The organism is Acidiferrobacter sp. SPIII_3 (genome assembly GCF_003184265.1).
GTDB lineage: Bacteria > Pseudomonadota > Gammaproteobacteria > Acidiferrobacterales > Acidiferrobacteraceae > Acidiferrobacter.
The window spans coordinates 3197573-3218151 of sequence record NZ_CP027663.1 but is presented as its reverse complement, the minus strand read 5'-3'; the positions used below and the strand labels follow the sequence as shown (position 1 = coordinate 3218151).

The 20579-nt window shown below is 65.2% G+C and carries 11 protein-coding genes; all 11 read left to right on the top strand.

Annotation, left to right across the window (positions count from 1 at the left end; genetic code table 11):
- Positions 1-88: 88 nt before the first annotated feature.
- The 11 genes from gltB to C4901_RS16285 all read left to right on the top strand — a co-directional run bounded on the left by gltB (position 89) and on the right by C4901_RS16285 (position 20554).
- Complete coding sequence (gene gltB / locus C4901_RS16340; RefSeq protein WP_110138311.1) at positions 89-4534, top strand: glutamate synthase large subunit; 4446 nt, start codon at positions 89-91, stop codon at positions 4532-4534.
- Positions 4534-5940 carry an FAD-dependent oxidoreductase gene (locus tag C4901_RS16335; RefSeq protein ID WP_110138310.1) on the top strand — a complete coding sequence of 469 codons (1407 nt, stop codon included), beginning with the start codon at positions 4534-4536 and terminating at the stop codon, positions 5938-5940. Before gltB ends, C4901_RS16335 begins: the two co-directional genes overlap by 1 nt.
- Entirely contained in the window at positions 5937-7016 is a 1080-nt protein-coding gene (gene hemE, locus C4901_RS16330) for a uroporphyrinogen decarboxylase (RefSeq protein WP_205736086.1), read from the top strand. Before C4901_RS16335 ends, hemE begins: the two co-directional genes overlap by 4 nt.
- A 405-nt stretch (positions 7017-7421) precedes the next feature.
- A complete protein-coding gene (locus C4901_RS16325) occupies positions 7422-9584 on the top strand; it encodes a primosomal protein N' (RefSeq protein ID WP_110138308.1) in 2163 nt (720 codons plus the stop codon).
- 254 nt (positions 9585-9838) lie between these two features.
- Positions 9839-10258 carry an SAM-dependent methyltransferase gene (locus C4901_RS16320; protein ID WP_110138307.1) on the top strand — a complete coding sequence of 140 codons (420 nt, stop codon included), beginning with the start codon at positions 9839-9841 and terminating at the stop codon, positions 10256-10258.
- Positions 10255-11565, top strand: a complete 1311-nt coding sequence (locus tag C4901_RS16315; protein WP_110138306.1) for a ParA family protein — start codon at positions 10255-10257, stop codon at positions 11563-11565. Before C4901_RS16320 ends, C4901_RS16315 begins: the two co-directional genes overlap by 4 nt.
- Complete coding sequence (locus tag C4901_RS16310) at positions 11558-12991, top strand: hypothetical protein (protein WP_110138304.1); 1434 nt, start codon at positions 11558-11560, stop codon at positions 12989-12991. Before C4901_RS16315 ends, C4901_RS16310 begins: the two co-directional genes overlap by 8 nt.
- A 597-nt stretch (positions 12992-13588) precedes the next feature.
- Positions 13589-14155: a cytochrome b/b6 domain-containing protein gene (locus tag C4901_RS16305; protein ID WP_110138303.1), complete on the top strand. Its 567-nt coding sequence runs from the start codon at positions 13589-13591 to the stop codon at positions 14153-14155.
- A gap of 718 nt (positions 14156-14873) precedes the next feature.
- Positions 14874-16127 carry a TolC family protein gene (locus C4901_RS16295; RefSeq protein ID WP_205736085.1) on the top strand — a complete coding sequence of 418 codons (1254 nt, stop codon included), beginning with the start codon at positions 14874-14876 and terminating at the stop codon, positions 16125-16127.
- On the top strand, positions 16117-17421 hold the full coding sequence (locus C4901_RS16290) for an efflux RND transporter periplasmic adaptor subunit (protein WP_110138299.1): 1305 nt from the start codon (positions 16117-16119) through the stop codon (positions 17419-17421). The genes C4901_RS16295 and C4901_RS16290 overlap by 11 nt, the downstream gene beginning before the upstream one ends.
- Positions 17414-20554: an efflux RND transporter permease subunit gene (locus C4901_RS16285; protein ID WP_110138297.1), complete on the top strand. Its 3141-nt coding sequence runs from the start codon at positions 17414-17416 to the stop codon at positions 20552-20554. Before C4901_RS16290 ends, C4901_RS16285 begins: the two co-directional genes overlap by 8 nt.
- Positions 20555-20579: the final 25 nt, after the last annotated feature.

Sequence of the window (20579 nt, the reverse complement as noted above, 5' to 3'; positions counted from 1 at the left end):
GCATCCGCGGGGCCGGGCAGTATACTGATTAGCCTTCTCGCAGTATACTGATTAGCCTTTTTGCGACGGTTTCTACCGACCCTGACCAGTGACGCAATCGCGACAGCCGAAGGGCCTGTATCGGCCCGAATTTGAGAAAGATTCCTGCGGATTTGGCCTCATAGCGCATCTCGATGGGGTCCCGAGCTCGTGGCTCGTGCAGACCGCCATGGGGTCGCTCTCGTGCCTTACCCACCGCGGGGCGGTGGCCGCCGACGGCAAGAGCGGGGACGGCTGTGGCTTGCTTCTGAAGACCCCGGAAGACTTCCTGCGGCGCGTGGCCGCCGAGCAGGGCATGGAGCTTCCCGCGTGCTTCGCCGTCGGCATGGTGTTCCTGGCCGCGGACGCGACCCGCGCGCAGGCCGCGCGCGCGGTGCTGCGCGAGGAATGCGAGCGCGCCGGTTTTCCGGTCCTGGGGTTCCGCGTAGTCCCCACCGACCCCTCGGCGCTGGGTGCCGAGGCGCGCCAGACCATGCCGCGCATCGAGCAGATATTCGTCGCCAATCCCGAGTCTGATGCCGGATTGGCCGACGCCAGGCTCTATCTCGTGCACCGTCGCTGCGAGCGGCGCCTGGAACCGAGCGATGCGGACTTCTACGTCGCCAGCCTGTCGACGCGCCTCTTGTCGTACAAGGGGCTGGTCATGCCGGCCTATCTGTCAGTCTTCTATCCCGACCTCAAGGCCCCCGACTTCGCCTCGGCGATCTGTCTGTTTCATCAGCGATTCTCCACCAATACCTGGCCGCAGTGGCGGCTCGCTCAGCCGTTTCGTCATCTCGCCCACAATGGCGAGATCAACACCGTGCAGGGCAATCGCTCGTGGGCCTTGGCGCGCGGATACACCCTGTCGTCTAGCCGCATCGACATGAGCGAGGCACGCCCCCTGGTTTCGCAATCGGGATCCGACTCCATGAGCCTCGATAACATGCTCGAGGCCCTGCTCGCGGGCGGCGCCGACTATTTCCGGGCCATGCGGCTTCTGATCCCGCCGGCGTGGCAGAACATCCCGCACATGGACCCCGATCTGCGCGCGTTCTATGAGTATCACGCGATGCACATGGAACCGTGGGACGGCCCCGCGGGAATCGTGTTTACGGATGGGCGCTACGCCTCGTGCGTGATGGATCGTAACGGCCTGCGTCCGGCGCGCTGGGTGATCACCCGCGACCGGCATATCACCATCGCCTCCGAGATTGGTGTCCATCCCTATGCCAGCAACGATGTGGTCGCCAAGGGCCGATTGCGGCCGGGCGAGCTTTTGTCGGTCGATACCGAGACCGGCGCGCTGCTCTTGCCGGCGGAGATCGACGCGCGTCTGGCCTCCCGCCAACCCTACCGGAAATGGCTGGATGCGCGCACCCGGCACCTGGAAGGCACGCTCAAGCCCCACGAGGCCCAGGGTCCGGCGATCGACATCGCCGTGCACCAGAAGCTCTTTCAGGTGACCTTCGAGGAGCGCGATCAGATCATCCGGGTGCTCGCCGAGGATGGCCAGGAGGCCACGGGTTCGATGGGGGACGATGCGCCCATGGCGGTCCTGTCGACCGGGGTGCGCTCCCTGTACGATTATTTCCGCCAGCAGTTCGCGCAGGTCACGAATCCACCGATCGACCCGCTGCGCGAGGCGATCGTAATGTCCCTCAACACGAGTTTTGGGCCGGAACGCAATCTCTTCGAGGAGACCGCCGATCATGCCGCGCGTCTCGAGGTGGCCTCGCCGGTCTTGAGCCGCTGCAAGTTCGCGCGGCTTATCGCGCAGGACGACCCGGCCTATCGCGTCGCCCGTCTCGATCTGCACTACGAGGCGGGGGCCACGACGCTTGAGGCGGCGCTGCGCGCGCTCATCGATGCCGCCGTGGCCGCGGTGCGAGGTGGCGCGGTCGTCATCGCGCTATCGGATCGCGATGTCACCCGTGGCCGCCTGCCGATCCATGCGCTGCTCGCCGTGGGCGCGGTGCATCACGCGCTGGTCACGGCCGGTCTGCGCTGCCAGGCCAATATCGTCGTGGAGACCGGCAGCGCGCGCGACCCGCACCACTTCGCGTGCCTCATAGGGTACGGGGCGACGGCGGTGTTTCCTTATCTCGCCTATGAGGTGATCGCCGATCTGGTCCGCACAGGCGAGATCCGTTCGCAAGACGAGGCCCATGCCGTCAAGAATTACCGCAAGGGGATCAACAAGGGCCTTCTGAAGATCATGTCGAAGATGGGTATTTCGACGATCGCGAGCTATCGCGGTGCCCAGCTCTTCGAGGCGATAGGTCTCGCCGACGAGGTCGTGGATCTGTGCTTTCGCGGGACCACGAGCCGCATCGGCGGCAGCACCTTCACGGATTTCGCGTACGACGCCGAGACATTGGCCGGCGAGGCGTTCAGCAGCCGCAAGCCCATCCGCCAGGGGGGGTTGCTGAAATACATCCACGGCGGCGAGTACCACGCCTACAATCCGGATGTGGTGCAGGCCCTGCAAGACGCGGTGCGTTCCGGCGATTACGAGGCCTACAAGGTCTATGCCGGGCTCGTGAATGGGCGCAAGCCGGCGATGGTCCGGGATCTGCTCGCATTGCGTGGCGATCGCGCCGCTATCCCCGTGAGGGATGTCGAGCCCGCGACCGCCCTCTACAAGCGTTTCGATTCGGCGGGCATGAGTCTCGGCGCGCTTTCGCCGGAGGCGCACGAGGCCCTGGCGATCGCCATGAACACCCTCGGGGGACGTTCGAATTCCGGTGAGGGCGGCGAGGATCCGGCGCGCTACGGCACGATCAAGACCTCAAAGATCAAGCAGATCGCCTCCGGACGCTTTGGCGTGACGCCGCACTACCTAGTGCACGCCGACATGCTGCAGATCAAGATCGCGCAAGGGGCCAAGCCCGGCGAGGGCGGGCAACTGCCGGGCCACAAGGTCAATGAGATGATCGCGCGCCTGCGCTGTTCGAAGCCCGGTGTCGCGCTGATTTCGCCGCCGCCGCATCATGACATCTACTCCATCGAGGATCTGGCACAGCTTATCTTCGATTTGAAGCAGGTGAACCCGACGGCGCGCGTCTCGGTGAAGCTCGTGTCCGGCCCTGGCGTGGGCACGATCGCGGCGGGTGTCGCCAAGGCCTACGCCGACCATATCACGATCTCCGGTTACGACGGTGGGACCGGCGCAAGCCCGCTTACATCGGTGAAGTACGCCGGCACCCCCTGGGAGCTTGGGCTGAGCGAGGCCCATCAGACCCTGCGTGCCAACGGCCTGCGCGACAAGGTGATCCTGCAGACCGACGGCGGCCTGAAGACCGGCCTGGATGTCGTCAAGGCCGCGATCCTCGGCGCCGAGAGCTTCGGGTTCGGTACCGGGCCGATGGTGGCGCTGGGGTGCAAGTATCTGCGCATCTGCCACTTGAACAACTGCGCGACCGGGATCGCGACTCAGGACAAGCGCCTGCGCGAGGCGCATTTCCACGGCCTGCCGGAAATGGTGATGAACTACTTCCGGTTCATCGCCGAGGAGGTGCGCGAGTGGCTGGCCTTCCTCGGGGTGTCGCGTTTGGACGACGTCATTGGGCGCACCGATTTTCTGACGGTCCTGCCGGGGTTGACGCCACGCCAAAAGGCCCTGCGTCTCACCGATATCATCTCGGATGCCGGTATCGAATACGGCCTGCCACAGCACTGCCTGACGGAACGTAACCCGCCGTTCGACAAGGGCGAGCTTGCCTTGCACATCATGAAGGACGCCCTGCCGACACTCGCCACCCGCGAACCCGTGGTCCTCACCTATGCGATCCGCAATGTGCACCGTTCGATCGGTGCGCGGCTCTCCGGCGAGATCGCGCGACGGTTCGGGGCCAACGGTCTGGCGGACGGGACGGTCACGCTGCGACTGCAGGGCTCGGCCGGCCAGAGTCTCGCGGCCTTCAATGCCCCCGGCCTTTCCATCGAGCTCGAGGGCGATGCCAATGACTACGTCGGCAAGGGTATGGCCGGCGGGCGAATCGTGATCTACCCGCCGCGCGACTCACGGTTCGCGAGCGATAAGGCCGCCATCATCGGCAACACCTGCCTCTATGGGGCGACCGGCGGGACGCTTTATGCAGCCGGGCTCGCGGGCGAGCGCTTCGCGGTTCGCAATGGCGGCGCGTTCGCGATCGTCGAGGGCGTCGGGGACCATGGCTGTGAGTACATGACCGGCGGCTGTGTGATCGTGCTGGGCGAGACCGGCCTGAACTTCGGGGCCGGCATGACGGGGGGATTCGCGTTCGTCTATGACAAGGCCGGGGCCTTCGTCGATCGTTACAACCACGAACTCATCGATATCCATCGCATTACCGGCGAATCCATGGATGCCTACCAGGCGTTCCTGCGCGATCGCGTGAGCGAGTACGCGGAGGCGACCGGCAGCGCTCATGCGCGCGCCCTGCTCGCGGGTTGGTCGGAGGCGGCCGCGCACATGTGGCTCGTAAAGCCCAAGGCGGTGCGCATCGATACCCTGCTCGTGGAGAGCCATTGATGGCCAACGTCTTTCAGTTTCTGGACAAGCCGCGCACCGATCCCGTCAAGAAGGACGTGGTCGTGCGTATCCACGATTTCCGTGAGATCTACAAGGGCTTCGATCCCAGCAAGGCCTCCGAGCAGGCCGGCCGTTGTCTCGGGTGCGGCAACCCCTACTGTGAATGGCGTTGTCCGGTGCACAACTACATTCCCAATTGGCTGAAGTTGATCGCCGAGGACAATATCTTCGAGGCCGTGGAGCTTCTACACCAGACCAACAGTCTCCCCGAGGTCTGTGGGCGGGTGTGCCCTCAGGACCGCCTGTGCGAGGGGGCCTGTACGCTGAACGACGGATTTGGCGCGGTCACCATAGGTTCGATCGAGAAGTACATCTTCACCGAGGCCTATGCCCGCGGCTGGCGTCCGGACATGAGCCAGGTCGTGGCCACCGGGCGGCGTGTTGCCGTCGTCGGGGCCGGGCCCGCGGGCCTCGCCTGCGCCGACGTATTGGCGCGCAACGGTGTGAAGGCGGTGGTTTATGACCGCAACCCGGAGATTGGCGGGCTGCTTACCTTCGGCATCCCGGGCTTCAAGCTCGAGAAGGAGGTCGTGCGCGTGCGGCGCTCGGTGTTCGAGGGCATGGGCATCGAATTCCTGCTGAATACCCGCATAGGCGAGGACCTGCCGTTCGCCGACCTGCTGCGTGACTACGACGCGGTATTCGTGGGCGTGGGCACCTACACCTACATCGAGGGGGGGTTCCCGGGCGAGGACCTGCCGGGGGTCCACAAGGCGCTCCCCTATCTGGCCGCGGTGACGCGTCGTGATCTCACGTTGCCCGAGGGCGAGGCCCCTTATGTCGATTTGAAGGGCCGGCGGGTCGTGGTGCTCGGGGGTGGCGACACCGGCATGGATTGTAACCGCACCGCGATACGTCAGGGCGCGGCCTCGGTGACCTGTGTATACCGGCGCGACGAGGCCAACATGCCCGGATCGCGGCGCGAGGTCGCGAATGCCAAGGAGGAAGGGGTGCGATTCGTCTGGAATCGTGCCCCGGTGGAGATCGTGGGCGATGGGCGGGTCGAGGGCGTGCGCGTGGTCGAGACCCGGCTCGGCGAACCCGACGCGCGTGGCCGCAGGCGCCCGGAACCAGTTGCCGGCAGCGAGCAGCTGATCCCGGCAGACGACGTCATCGTGGCATTCGGTTTCCGCCCAAGCCCCCCGGCCTGGCTTGCCGAGTCCGGCATAGGGACGGACGCCGCCGGCCGCATCATGGCGCCGGCTGACGGTCGGTATCGTCACCAGACGACGCAGGCCAAGGTGTTCGCGGGCGGGGACGCGGTACGGGGTTCGGATCTTGTGGTCACGGCCGTGTACGAGGGGCGTCAGGCCGCCGAAGGCATATTGGACTATCTCGCGTCATGATGGATCTCGGTGCGGCCCCGAACCGCGGCAATCGCCTGCTCCGGGCGCTCATGCGCATGCCGGTGGACATGACGCCGGTGTGGCTGATGCGTCAGGCCGGCCGCTATCTCCCCGAATACCGGGCATTACGCGCGGCCGCCGGGTCGTTTTTGGCCATGTGCCAGACACCGGAACTCGCCTGTGAGGTCACCCTGCAGCCGGTGCGCCGATTCCCCCTCGATGCCGCGATCCTGTTTTCCGACATCCTCACCATCCCGGACGCCATGGGGCTTGGCCTGTCGTTCGTGGAGGGTGAGGGTCCGCGGTTCGAACGGCCGATCCGCGATCCCCACGATGTGGCGCGCCTGCGGGCCCCCGATCCCACCGTGGGCCTGCGCTATGTGCTCGACACCGTAAGCCGTGTGCGGCGCGAACTTGCCGGTCTGTGCCCGCTGATCGGGTTCTCGGGGTCTCCCTGGACGCTCGCGACTTATATGGTGGAGGGGCAGGCGAGCGACGACTTCCGGCGCGTAAAGGGCCTGTTGTTCTCCGATCCGGCCACGCTCACGGCCCTGCTCGCGGTGCTCACGGAGGCGGTCACCGCCTATCTGAATGCCCAGATCGAGGCCGGGGCCCAAGCGGTCATGATCTTCGACACCTGGGGAGGGAGTCTCGCGGCCCATCATTTTCTGCGTTATTCGCGTGACCCCATGGCGCGCATTGTGGACGGTCTCAGCCGTCGACGCGACGGCGCGAGCGTGCCGGTGGTGGTGTTCACGAAGGGCGGCGGGTGTTGGCTGCCGGCCCTGGTCGAGACCGGGTGCGATGCCGTGGGGATCGATTGGATGACCTCGCTTGTCACCGCCCGCGCGGCCACGGGAGATAGGGTGGCCTTGCAGGGGAATCTCGATCCCATGGCCCTCTATGCCCCCCCCGAGCGGCTCACCGCCGAGGTCCGGGCGGTGCTCGCGGACTTCGGCGAGGGCCCGGGGCATGTCTTCAACCTCGGTCATGGCGTACGGCCGGACGTCGACCCGGGGCAGGTGGGCCTCTGTATCGATACCGTGCACGCGGTGAGTGCGCGCCCGCATCCCTGAGGTCCCCGACGACCGGCGCCCGGCGGGTGCCCCCGAAATGGGCAGTAAGGCCCCTTTTGGGGCGGTCTTATTTCAGTTTTTGCTGATGCATCCCGTTGGTTATTCACATTTCGGCTGTGTGTCAAGCCCCCCGGAGACCGTCCCACCGATGGCCCGGGGGATTTCCCGCGGCTTTAGTTAACAACTTGAAATATAAGAGAAAATATAGACCGCTTAATTTTTCATCAGTTTAAAGCGGAATCAGCAATCAGGCCAAGGGCGGAGCGCTTCCCGTCGCTTTTCAACACAGTTATCCACAGAGTTTGTGGGTAAGGTGGAATTGCTTTTTTATCCAGCCGTTTAGCGTCGGAATCGCAAGCGGTTTGGGTTGTCGGCCGTGAACCAGGAGGGGCGAGGGGCGATGACGTGGTCGCGATTCGCGTAGGTCTGCCGGTTCCGCTGCGGCGGAGTTTTGACTACGAGCACGAGCGGCCGCTTGCGCCCGGCATCCGTGTCCGCGTCCCGTTCGGGCGCCGCGTGCTGACGGGGATCGTGGTCGAGGTGCCGGTCGATCCCGTCGCGGATGTGGCCCTGCGCCCCATCCTCGAGGTCATCGACGCCCAGCCGCTCCTGTCGGGCGAGCAGATTCACATGCTGCGATTCGCCGCCGACTATTATCATCACCCCCTGGGGGAGGTGCTGTTTGCGGCCCTGCCCGCCGGGCTGAAGCGCGGCCAGGGCGTTGCCCCCGCCAAGGCCTACCGGCTGACGGCCGACGGGCAGGCCCAGCCGGCGTCGCGTTTTGCGCGGGCCAAGCGCCAGGCGGCCTTATGGGCCGCCATCAAGGCGGCGGGTGTGATGACCGAAGGCGAGCTGAGGGCCCGCGGGCCTGGCCTTGCACCCGCTCTGCGGGCGCTGCGCGCGCAAGGTCTGGTGGAGGAATGCGAGGCCGAGAAGGGATTCGTCCCGGCGGCCACCGCATCCGCCGTGGTGTTGCGCCCCGATCAGCGGGATGCGTGCGCCGCGGTGGCGGCCGCCTTGGGGCGCTTTGCCGCCTTTCTTTTGTTCGGGGTGACGGGCAGCGGTAAGACCGAGGTTTATCTCGAGCTCCTGGCGGAGGTCCTGGCCACCGGTGGCCAGGCGCTCGTGCTGGTGCCAGAGATCGGGCTCACCCCGCAGCTTGTCGCGCGTCTTAGCGCGCGGTTGGGCCCGGTGGTCGGCATGCTGCACTCGGGCTGCGCCGCAGGCGAACGCGCGCGCATCTGGTCGGCGGCCGCCGCGGGGCGCATGGCCGTGGTCGTGGGGACCCGCTCCGCGGTGTTTACCCCCATGCACCGCCTGGCCCTCATCATCGTTGATGAGGAGCACGATCCGTCCTTCAAGCAGCAGGAGGGCTTTCGCTACCATGCCCGCGATCTTGCCGTATGGCGCGCCAAGCATCTCGGCGTGCCGGTGGTGCTCGGTTCGGCCACCCCATCCCTTGAGAGCTACCGCCACGCCCGCCAGGGCCACTACCACCTGCTCGCCTTGCCGAATCGTGGGCCACAGCGGACCATGCCGACCGTGCGTCTGGTCGATCTCGGGCGCGAGTCGTCGCGTAGCGGCCTGTCCGCACCGCTGATAGAGGCCTTGCGCACGCGGCTTACGCGCGGTGAGCAGGCGCTCTTGTTTCTGAACCGGCGCGGTTATGCCCCGGTATTGCTCTGCCCCGAATGCCGCTGGCATGCCCCTTGCGACCGCTGCGATGCGCGTCTTACGGTCCACCTGGGTCGCCATCGCCTGCGTTGTCACCATTGCGGGCGCGAACAACCGGTGCCGGCGGTGTGTCCCCGTTGCGGCCACCCCAAGCTTCTGCGTGTCGGCGAGGGTACCGAGCGCATCGAGGAGGCCCTGCGCCGCGTCCTGCCCGAGGCCCGCATCGCGCGCGTGGACCGCGACACGACCGCAAGTCGCCTGGCCTTCGAGGCGTTGCTGCGCAAGGTCCACGGGCATGAGATCGATGTCCTGATCGGCACACAGATGTTGGCCAAGGGCCATGACTTTCCCCATGTCACGCTCGTCGGCGTGATCCATGCCGACCAAGGGCTCCACGGCGGCGATTTTCGCGCCGACGAGCAACTGTTTTCCCAGATCGTGCAAGTGGCCGGCCGTGCGGGGCGCGATGAAAAGCCCGGCGAGGTCCTCATCCAGACCCATCACCCCATGCATCCCTTGTGGGCACCGCTCACCCGCCTGGATTACGAGGCCTTCGCCGAGCTGGCCTTGCGCGATCGGCGGGATACGCTGTTTCCACCCTACGCCCATTGCGCGCTCATGCGTGCCGAGGCGCGCGCGCCGAACCTCGCCACGCGCTTTTTGGAGGCCGCAAGGCGGCTTGCCGCGGACTCGTCCGATGTGACCCTGGGGTGCGTGCTCCCGGCGGTCCTCGCGCGTCGCGCCGGCTACTATCGCGCCCAGCTTTTGGTGACGAGTCAAAGACGTGCGGCCCTGCAGGCCTGGCTCAAGGTCTGGCTTTCGCGGATCCCCGAAATCCCCGACGCACCGCGCGTGCGCTGGTCGGTGGATGTCGATCCCTACTCGCTATTTTGAGCCTCGGCAGCCCCACCTATCGGTCGGGTTGTGCTCGCCTTGGCGTCACCGCCCCGGATATTGTACGATTCATCGGCTCCGGCCCGACGTCGGGGTTCTCTCGCGGGGCCCGCGTCCCGCGTCGTTTTGGGCGCGCTCGAACGCCCGGGCATTGAGGGCGTCCTGCGCGCTCGCGGCGCCCTGTGCGCGCCATAATGTATGGCGCGTTCGAGCCTCGGCAGCAAGTCCGTGGTCATCATAAGGAGATCAGCAAGATGAATGCCGATTTCGCGGATGCCCATGAGCGTCATTGGCATGACGCGGGGCAACTGTTTGGCGCCGGACGTTGGGCCAATGCCGATCATCTCTACGGCCTGGCGTGCGAATGTGGTCTCAAGTGTCTCATGGTGGCGTTTGGCATGGGTACGCGGGTCTCGGACGGCGCGCCTTCCCGCGACGACGACCGCGTGCACGTCGAGAGGGCGTGGGACCGTTACGAGACCTACCGTTCCGGCCATTCCCAGGGGGCAGGATACACCCTGTCTCCTGGGAACCCGTTTTCCAACTGGCACGCCTCGCAACGTTATGCCGCACAGTGTTGCTTTGATGAAAGCCGGGTGATGCCCCACAAGGTCGGCGCCGACGCGGTGCATCTGCTCATCTCCCAGGCTACCATCGCGGGATTGATGCCATGACGCCGACGTTTGACGACATTGTGCCGCGCGTGAGACATGTCCTCGAGACTCATAGGGACGATCTCGCGGTTGTGAAGCCGTTGGTCGTGAACCGCGATCTCAATGGCCGCGTACGACTCATTGTGCCGGCGCGGCTGCGGTCGAGCGAGCAGGCCGTGGCGGTGCTCGATTCATTGGCCGGCGCCCTCGAGGCGGCCCTTGGGCCTCACGGTTATCCGGCCCGATCCGCGTTTCTGTTCGAAGAGGATACGGAATCCGTCTCCATGGATGCGCCCGGTTTCCCTCTGGAAGGTTTCGTGGACGTGCGCGTCGTCGACCGCCTGGCGCTGGAGAGCGATTGGGCCTCCGTTGCGCCGATAATCTCCCGTGCCCCACGCCGTATCGTTTTTTATTCGATCAAGGGTGGGGTCGGCCGTTCGACGGCGCTCGCCGCATCGGCCTGGGCCTTGGCGCAGGCCGGGAAACGTGTTTTGGTGCTCGACTTGGATCTGGAATCCCCGGGTTTATCGTCGGCCCTTTTGCCGCCAGATCGACGCCCGTCCTTCGGTATCGTGGATTGGCTGGTCGAGGACCTCGTCGACAATGCGGAGCCGCTGTTGCACGAGATGGTTGCCACGAGCGGGCTTGCTCACGACGGCGAGATCTATGTCGTGCCGGCCCACGGCCGGGATCCAGGCGAATACATCGCCAAGCTGGGCCGCGTCTGGATGGCGAAGAGGAATGACCCCCATCGGCCCGAAGGGTGGGTAACGCGCCTTTCGCGGCTCATTGGTCTTTTAGAAGATCAGCATAATCCCGATGTCGTATTGATTGACGCCCGTGCTGGTATCGACGAGATTGCCGCGGCCTCCATCGTAGGACTCGGAGCGGACCCGGTATTGCTCTTCGCCACGGCCGATGAGCAGAGCTGGTCTGGCTATCGAATCCTTCTACAACATTGGCGGACCGCGGGTGTCGCCGAGACCATAAGAGAGCGCTTGCAGGTTGTGGCGGCCATGGTGCCGGAGGTCGACTCGGTTGAGTATGTTCAGGCGACTCGCGAACAGAGTTATGAGCTATTTCTGGATGAGATGTATGATGAGGTCGCGCCAGGCGACACTGCGGGGCGTCTCTGGAGCTTCGCGGAATCGGACGCCTCGGCGCCACATTACCCCTGCACGGTCCGTTGGCATCGTATGTTCTCCGGGCTACGATCCCTGCGCGGTAGCCTCGATGACATGGAGTCAAGAGACATCGAGTTGGTGTTCGGATCCCTGATCGCGAGCCTCGCACGCCTCGCCGGTCCTGTCGGGGACACGAATGTTTAGCGTCAATGAGTTGCGGGATGCGATTCTGGCGGCTCGTTTCGAGACGAGCAACTTCGGCGAGGTGCCACAGCCCGATACCCTCTACATCCCCCCCAACCATGTAAAGGCCCTGCGGCTTGAGGCCAATATTGTCATAGGGGCCCGCGGTGTCGGCAAGTCATTCTGGACCGGCGCCTTGAGTTCGCCGTCGCTGCGTGAATTATTGGGTACTACCGTCCGAGAGCTGGACCGCGCCGAGGTTCGTGTCGGGTTTTCGGTGAAAGAGGCGATAGAGGATTACCCGAATGCCGACGGGTTCGCGCAAATGCTCAAGGCTGGTATCGACGCTTATGATATCTGGCGCGCGATAATCGTCCGCTGGCTTGCCGCCAGCGTCGGCGAAGATATTCCGGTGGAACGTTGGTTCGATACGGTCAACTGGATACGGGAAAATCCCGAAAATGTCGCCCGTCTAATTCGCCGGGCACATCATCAATTCGATCAAGACGATCGTTTCGGCCTCATTGTATTCGATGCCCTTGATCGAACGAGTGATAACTGGGACGCGATGGATCTTATCGCGCGCGGCCTTCTGAAGGCGGCGCTTTGGCTAAAGTCCTACCCTCGGTTGCATGCGAAGGTGTTCATGCGCGAAGACCAGCTGGACCGCACCGTGACCAACTTCGCGGACGCCTCGAAACTCCTGGCGACCAAGGCCGAGCTGACCTGGGAGCGGCACGATTTGCACGGGATGTTGTGGCAGAGGCTCGTCAATGCGCCAGGGAGTAATGGCGGGCTCATACGGGCCCTGTGTTCAGCGATAACCGGCGAGCGCCTTTCCGCGGGGAGCCAGGGTACCTACCTGCTCCCGGACGCGCTCAAGCGTGAATCCCCTACGCAACGGCGGTTATTCGAGGCGCTCGCCGGCGAATGGATGGGCAAGGATCCGAGACGAGGGGTCCCTTACACGTGGGCCGTGGGACATCTTGCCGACGGGAGGGGCCAAACATCCCCCAGATCATTCCTCGCAGCTATTCACCAAGCCGCTGACGACTCCCGGCAGCGCTACCCGGATCACCGGTTTGCCTTGCATTACGAGAGTATAAAGCGTGGCATTCAAGAAGCCTCCCAAATCCGGGTGAGGGAGATGGCGGAGGACTACCCGTGGGTTCGCGAATTTCTCGGGGCCCTTAGGGGGCTCAACGTTCCTTGCGGCTACGATCTTATACGGGATCGGTGGCGTGATTCGTTTCCCCGAGGGCCGGCCAGTGCGCGCACCCAAAGATTGCCGGCGCAGCATGCCGATTTGGGATGGGAGGGGGTGAGGGACGACTGCATCCGGCTGGGGGTGTTGGAGATGAAGAGGGATCGGCGCATGGATATGCCCGATCTCTACCGGGTGGGTTTCGGTTTGGGCCGCAAAGGCGGCGTCAAGCCCAAAAATTGATACATATTGTCGTACTCGGTATGGTCGTCAATTCCTCAGTGACGACAGACCTGCTCCGGCTTGTCCCTGGCCATGCGCCCGGCCGATGGGATAATGTTCCGGCGCTTAAGGTTCTCATCTGAATTCGACAGTCGGGAGTGCCCGGATATCGGCGCAAAAGCGTTGCGGGTATTCGTGATGCGCCTCAAAGGCGTTCGGGGGCTTTCGAAGCACGCGGTGATTGAAGTCCGGCGCTTAGTAGACAGAGTGCGCGATTATGGTCCCACACCCTTTCTCTGGAGCGGCATTCTCGTGCCACCACTACCACTGGTGCATCACGAGCGAGGGAGCTGTATTTGTACGGCCTAAACAACGGCACTCGTCGAAACATGTGTTCTTTATGTGGCCGGCCGGAACAGGGGATTTTGGAATCCGATCACGGACATGTTCAAGTCCGCGCCGTTCTCGGTGGTCCTTTATGGTACGCCGCCCGTTTTTGACAAGGTGCCATTATCCCGCTCATATTATTGGTGCTGTTACATCCCCGCTAGCAATGGGGATGGCGGTCTTGAGCCACGACCGGAACACGTGGCTATATAAGTATAAAAGGAGACTCTTATGGAATCACGGCCATGGGATAACGGCACGCGCGTGGTGCATGCGGCGCTTGCCGTCACGGTTCTTGCAGAGTTGTCGACGGGTCTGATCGTATCGCGAGGTACCCGCCCGCAGTGGCTTTTCATCCACAGTGTCTTGGGCATCGCCACGACGCTCGTCATCATCATAGACTGGATGTGGACATGGGCACGACGGGACCTTCCGATATTATTCCCGTGGAATCGCGCCGGGATGCGCATAGTCGCGCGCGAGGCCTTGGAGGTCTTTCTAGGAAAATTGCCGGGGTCTGGGGATCGGACAGGTCTGTCGAGCTTCATGCACGGCATAGGTCTGCTGGCGGTCTCGGGTATGGCCGCTACCGGTCTGCTCATGTACATGGAGATCCCCGGTGGTTACGGTTTGTCCCTGCATTCGACCGCCTATGCGTTCTTTACGACGCTTGCCACCACGCACCTCTGGCTGTCGTACATCGTCTGGGCCTACCTGATCGGGCATGTCTTGTTTGCCGCCCTTCAGCAGGTCCTCGGCCATAATGTGCTGCGGCACTTCTACCTGGGACACCGCTGACGGTTTGCGGTCCGGCGCCTGGCCCCGTCGAGGGGCCAGGCGCCACTACGGGCCCTCCTTGTCTTGACGGCCACCCCATCGCCCGCCTAGGATGGTTCCCAGTCCCAAGAACCCAAAGGCGCCCGTGTTCCGATCGGCCCGTCGTTCCCCCCGCATGCTGTTGGCGGCATGGCTCGCATTCATGGGCTTGTGGCCCCTGCAGGCGGCCGCCTATAACAGTGGGCCGCACATGACGACCATGTGCCGGATGATGCCGCACATGGCCGGGATGATGAAACGATCCCATGGCTGGGGACACGGGATGACCGCCTGCCGCCAACTCCAGTGCCGGCATCGGGTGGGGCCGGGCATGGCGGGTGTGATTCTGACCCAGCCCGCCCTGTTGGTCCAATCCTTCGCGGTTCTCCCAGAAGCGCCGCTGCTGGGGCTCGCCCCGCGGCGGGCCGATCGGTATGCAAGTCGCGCCCCACCTCCCTATCTGCGTTTCGCTCGCCTCCTGATTTAAGCGGTCATCGGTGTCGAAAGGCCCTGCGCAGAGCAGGCGTCGATCCATTACCGAGGACTGCCCGTGATAGACCCTGATGATCGTTATGTGCCCGGCGATACGTCCCCGTACCGCCGCCGATTCCGTTGTGGCAGGACCGCAGACTGCCATTTACGCAACCGCCCGTGCCCGCCAACCGCCCATCCCGTAGTCGACGCCCCACGCGCAGTCCTGGTGTTCGTCCTGCTCGTGGCGACGGCCCTGGGTCTTGGTCATTGCGCCTCCGCCGATGCCGCCCGGCGTTTGAGTCTGTCGCAGGCCGAGGCCTTGGCGGTGCGCGTAAACCCAAGCCTCGAGGGTTTGCGTCAGGCGGTGGTCGGCCTCCGTCACGAGGCGGTGGCCGTGGGGCAGCTGCCGGACCCGCGACTGTCGCTCGGTGCGCAGAACGTGCCGCTAGACAATTTTTCGATGAGTCAGCAGCAGATGAGCGTCGTCCAGTTCGGGGTGAGCCAGGCCTTTCCGGCGTGGGGCGCGCTTACCGCCCGGCGTCGCAAGGCCGCCTTCACGACGCGCGCCGCCATCGAGAACGGCTACGAGCGGCGCGCCGAGATCGTTTTCCTGTTGCGCCAGGCCTGGTTTGCGACCCTTTACGCCCATAGGGCGGTGGCGGCCATTGCGCGCGAGGAGGGCCTCGCCCGGGAGACCCTTGCCGCCGCCCGTGCCCGTTATCGCGCCGGCCGCGCCTCCCTGACCGATGTCCTGCGCGCCGAGCTCGCCGTCGACGCCCTGCGCAATCGCGCCGACCGTTTTCATGCGAGCGGCGCGGCCGCGCGTGCGCGTATCGCCCAGATCCTGGCGCGCCCCCGGCCCCCGGCGCTCGCCACCCGGTGGCCGGTCTTGCCCGCCCCCGGTCCCGCGACCGCCACCGGCCGCGTGGCCCGTCAGCCCTCGCTGCTTGCGGCGCGCGATGAATGGCGCGCGGCGCGCGCCGCGGTCGGCATCGCCAAGAGCGCTTATTGGCCGGCGATCACGGTCAAGGCCGCCTATGGCAAGGACTTTTTCCCCGGTAGCCCCAATTGGTTGTCGGTAGGTCTTTCTTTCAGTCTGCCGATCTTCCCGGCCGAACGCCAGGATCAGAGGCTTGATGCCGCGCGCGCCCGCAGTCTGGAGGCGCGCTACCGTTACGAGGACCAGAGCCTCGCCCTGACACGGCGCTTGCGCAGCGCTGAGTCCCTCCATGCCGCCTTGAAGCGCGAGCTTGCGCGCACCCAGAGGTCGCTCCTGCCGACGGCGCGGGCGGCCTTCTCCGCGGCCCTGGATTCCTATGCCGCCGGGCGTCTTGGCATGACTGCGGCCCTGGCCGCCCAGAAGCGGGTCCTGAAGTACGCGCTCTTGCGCCTCAGTGAGCGCAAGGATCTCGAAACCGTGGCGGCCGAGATCGATTGGCTGACGACACAACGATCGGGGGGATACGGCAATGGCCAATAAGTGGAAAGGTTTGCTGGTCGCGGGTGCGGGTATCGCGGCCGCCGTGGGGGCGGTCTGGTATGTCACGGCGTCGTCCCCCGGTGCCCCTCCAAAGGCCACGCCGGCGCCGCGATCGATGGCCAAGGCCAAGCGCCGCATCCTGTATTGGGCGAACCCCATGAACCCGAGCATTCATGCGGATCACCCCATGAAGGACAATATGGGCATGGCCTATACACCGGTCTATGCGCCGAGCGTGAAGGCCACCAGCCATCCGGGGCTCGCGATCAACCCGCGTCTTCGGCAAAGTCTCGGTGTCCGCCTGGTTTCGGTACGACTTCGGCCGATGGGCCGTCCCATCCATACCGTGGGGACCGTCGTGGTCGACGAAAATCGGGTCTATGCCATCAATCCGCGGTTCTCGGGGTGGGTGGAGCGCCTCAATGCGCGCGCCGTGGGTGATCCGGTGCGTAGCGGGGAGGTCCTGGCATGGGTCTACGCGCCGGCCCTGTATGCCGCCGAGCGCGAATATTTCATTGCCCGAGGGGTTCGAGGTATCGCCGGCAACGCGCGCCTGGGGCTTGCCGCGCGCGAGCGCCTGCGCCTGCTCGGACTGACCCGCGCGGACATACGGGCGCTCGATCGGCGCGGGCGGCCGCTGCGCTACGTTCCGGTGACGGCGCCTGTCTCCGGGGTGGTGCAACGCCTCGGTGTCCATCAGGGCGGCCATGTCTCGCCACGTCATGATTTCATGCGCATCACCAACCTCGACCGCGTGTGGGTGAACGTCGCGATCTACGCCTCGCAGCTGCCATGGGTGCGGATCGGTGACCCCGTGCGCCTCACGCTCCCAGCCTATCCGGGACGGGTATGGGCGGGCCGTGTGACATTCCTCTACCCGACGCTCGATCCCAAGACGCGCACGGTGACCGCGCGACTCAGTGTCCCGGCGCAAGGCGGACTCCTGCGACCCGGCATGTACGCCGAAGCGACCGTGCTGACCCATCCGCGCCAGGCCTTGGCGGTCCCCGCGAGCGCCGTATTGCGTACCCGGCGCGGCGATTTCGTCATGATCGGTAGCGGCCAGGGACACTTCTTGCCGGTGCAGGTGACGCTCGGGCCCTCGAGTCGCGGCTGGACGGTCATAAGGCGCGGCCTTAGCGCCGGCGAAAAGGTGGTCGATGCCGCGCAGTTCCTGCTGTATTCCGAGTCCCAGTTCCAGGCCGTGCAGGCGCGCATGCTGCCGGCGCAGACGGCCGGGGGTCCTGGAAGACACGACTTGGCGTCGACCAAGGGCGGGGTGCGCCATGATTAAGGCCGTGATGCGTTGGTGTATCACGAATCCGGTGTTGGTGCTGATCGCCACCGGCTTCCTGCTTATCGCCGGAATCCTGGCCTTGACCCATATCCCCCTGGAGGCCTTACCGGACATCTCACCGGCCGAGGTCATTGTCAAGACCCGCTATCCCGGGCAGGCCCCGCAGGTGGTGCAGGATCAGGTGACCTATCCCCTGGAGACGACGCTCCAGGAGGTGCCGGGGGCAACCGCGGTGCGCGGCTACTCCATGTTCGGCGACTCCTATGTCTATGTGCTCTTCAAGGGCGGCACGCGCATCTACCAGGCGCGCAACCTTGTGCTCCAGTATCTGAGCCAGGCGCAGTCACGATTACCGCCCGGGGTCGTACCGGCGATCGGACCCAATAGCTCGGGGGTCGACTGGATATTCGAATACGCCCTTACCGATCCTGGCGGGACCGAGAACCTCGCGCAGCTTACGACCTTGCAAAACTGGACCCTGAAGTACGCCCTCCAGGCCGTCCCCGGTGTCGCCCAGGTCGCGACCCTGGGGGGCATGGTCTCCGAGTATCAGGTGGTGGTGAACCCGCAGAAGCTGCTCGCCTATGGGGTGACCCTGCCGCAGGTGGAGGCCGCGATCCGCGCCGCCAACGGCGAGACCAGCGGGTCGGTCGTGGATATGGGATCGACGGGCTATATCGTGCGCACCTCGGGCTATATCCATTCGCTCGAGGATCTGGCGCGCGCCCCGCTCGGGGTGCACGACGGCGTGCCGGTCATGCTCGGCGATGTCGCGCGTATCCAGCGCGGGCCCGAGCTCGCCAATGGCCTCGCGGAGTTGAACGGCGAGGGGCCGGTCGTGGGCGGGATCGTCATGATGGACCAGGGTGGTAACGCCGACCTCGTCATTCATCGCATCGAGCGCAAGCTGCGGGCGCTGCGCACCTCCCTGCCGCCCGGCGTCCGGGTGGTCACCACCTACAGCCAGGCGCCGCTCATCGCGCGCAGCATCCACACCCTGACGGGAAAGCTCGTTGAGGAGATCGCCGCCGTGGCGCTCATCGCGTTGATCTTTTTGTGGCGCGTGCGCTCGGCGCTGGTGGCGATCGTGGCCCTGCCGCTCGGTATCCTGATTGCCTTTGTGATCATGTGGCTGCAGGGGATCCCCGCCAATATCATGTCCTTGGGGGGTATCGCCATCGCCATAGGCGTGATGATGGACGCGGTGGTCGTGATGATCGAAAACATGCATAAGCACCTCGAGCGCGAACCGGACACCGGTCCCTGGACGGCGGCCCTCCTGGCCTCGCAGGAGGTTGGCCCGGCGTTGTTCTTCTCGCTTGTGATCATCGCCGTGGCGTTTCTGCCGATCTTCGCCTTAGGCGGCGAGGAAGGCCGGCTGTTCGCCCCGCTGGCCTACACCAAGACCTATGCGGTGGCGGTGGCGGCGGTGCTCTCCATCACGCTCGTGCCCATCCTCATGGCTTGGTTCATTCGCGGACACATCCCCCCGGAACACAAAAATCCCCTGAACCGGTTCCTGGCCGCGCTCTATGCGCCAATGATCCGCATGGTCCTTTCGGCCCCGCGTCTCATCCTTGTCGTGGCGCTGCTGCTGACCCTCACCATCCTCTATCCCCTTAGTCGCCTGGGGTCGCAGTTCATGCCGCCGCTGAACGAAGGCACCTTGCTCTACATGCCCGTCTTTCAGAACCCGGCGGTCTCGATCGGCGAGGTCGGACAGGTTCTGCAGCAGACCGACCGTATCCTGAAGACCTTCCCCGAGGTCAAGACCGTCTTCGGGCAGGCCGGGCGCGCGCAGACCGCAACCGATCAGGCCCCATTGCCCATGTTCGACACCACCGTGACCTTGCGGCGGCGATCACGCTGGCCGGCGGGCATGACCTTGCACCGCCTTCAGGATGCCATGACCCGGGCCCTCGATATCCCGGGTCTGTCCATCGTCTGGACCCAGCCCATCAAGAACCGCGTGGACATGGTCACGACCGGGCTTACCACCCCGCTTGGGATCAAGATCGCGGGCCCGCGGCTGGCTGTCTTGGCGAGGCTCGGCCGACGTATCCAGGGGGCCCTGCAGAAGGTCCCCGGAACCGAATCCGCCTATGCCTCGCGCGTGACCGGTGGGCGCTATATCGTCGTGCATACCGACCGTGCCCGGGCGGCACGCTACGGCCTGTCGGTCGCGGACGTGAACCGCCTAGTTGAGACCGCCATCGGCGGCGCCACGCTGACCACCGCCGTTGATGGACTGCGCCGGTTCCCGGTGGTACTGCGCTACCCACGGCGATTGCGCCAGTCACTGGCGGCGCTTGCCGCAAGCCGCGTGGCCGCCCCCGGTGGCGCCCAGATCCCCTTGGGTCAAGTGGCCCGCATCCGCATCGAGGGTGGACCGCCGATGCTGACGAGCGACGATGGACGTTTAAGCAACTGGGTCTACATCGATCTCGCCCCCGGGACCAGCATAAGCCAGTATGTGGCGCGCGCGCGGCACGCCATCGCCCGCGACGGCGCCTTGCCGGCCGGCTACACCGTATCATGGGTGGGCGAATACAAGGTCATGCGCCGCGCCGACCAGCGCCTCGAACTGGTCATCCCGGCGGTGCTGATACTGATCGCGCTGCTCTTGTACTTCATATTCCAAAGCTGGACGGAGGCGGCCATCATCCTGCTGACCCTCCCCTTGTCGCTGGTGGGCGGGTTTTGGCTCGTCTACTGGCTCGGCTACAAGCTATCGGTGGCGGTGGCCGTGGGCTTCATCGCCCAGGCCGGGGTGGCCGCCGAGTTCGGGGTCGTGATGCTCCTCTATCTCGATCAGGCCTTGGCCCGGCACCGCGCGCGCGATGCCTTGAAGACCTGGCATGACCTGCGGCTTGCGGTGATGGAGGGCACCATGCTGAGGTTGAGACCCCTGGCTATGACCCTGACGCTCGTGGTCGGCGGGCTCTTGCCCATCATGTTCAGTCACGGGGCCGGCGCCGATGTCATGAAACGCATCGCCGCGCCCATCGTCGGCGGCATGTTCAGCGCGGCGCTCCTGGCGCTGCTCGTGGTCCCGGCCCTCTATGCCTTGTGGCAACGACGGCGCTTGGGGCGGCGCGGAGGGCATACCGATGACGACAAGACCCGCTAGGTCATGACGGGATGCCCGGACGAGA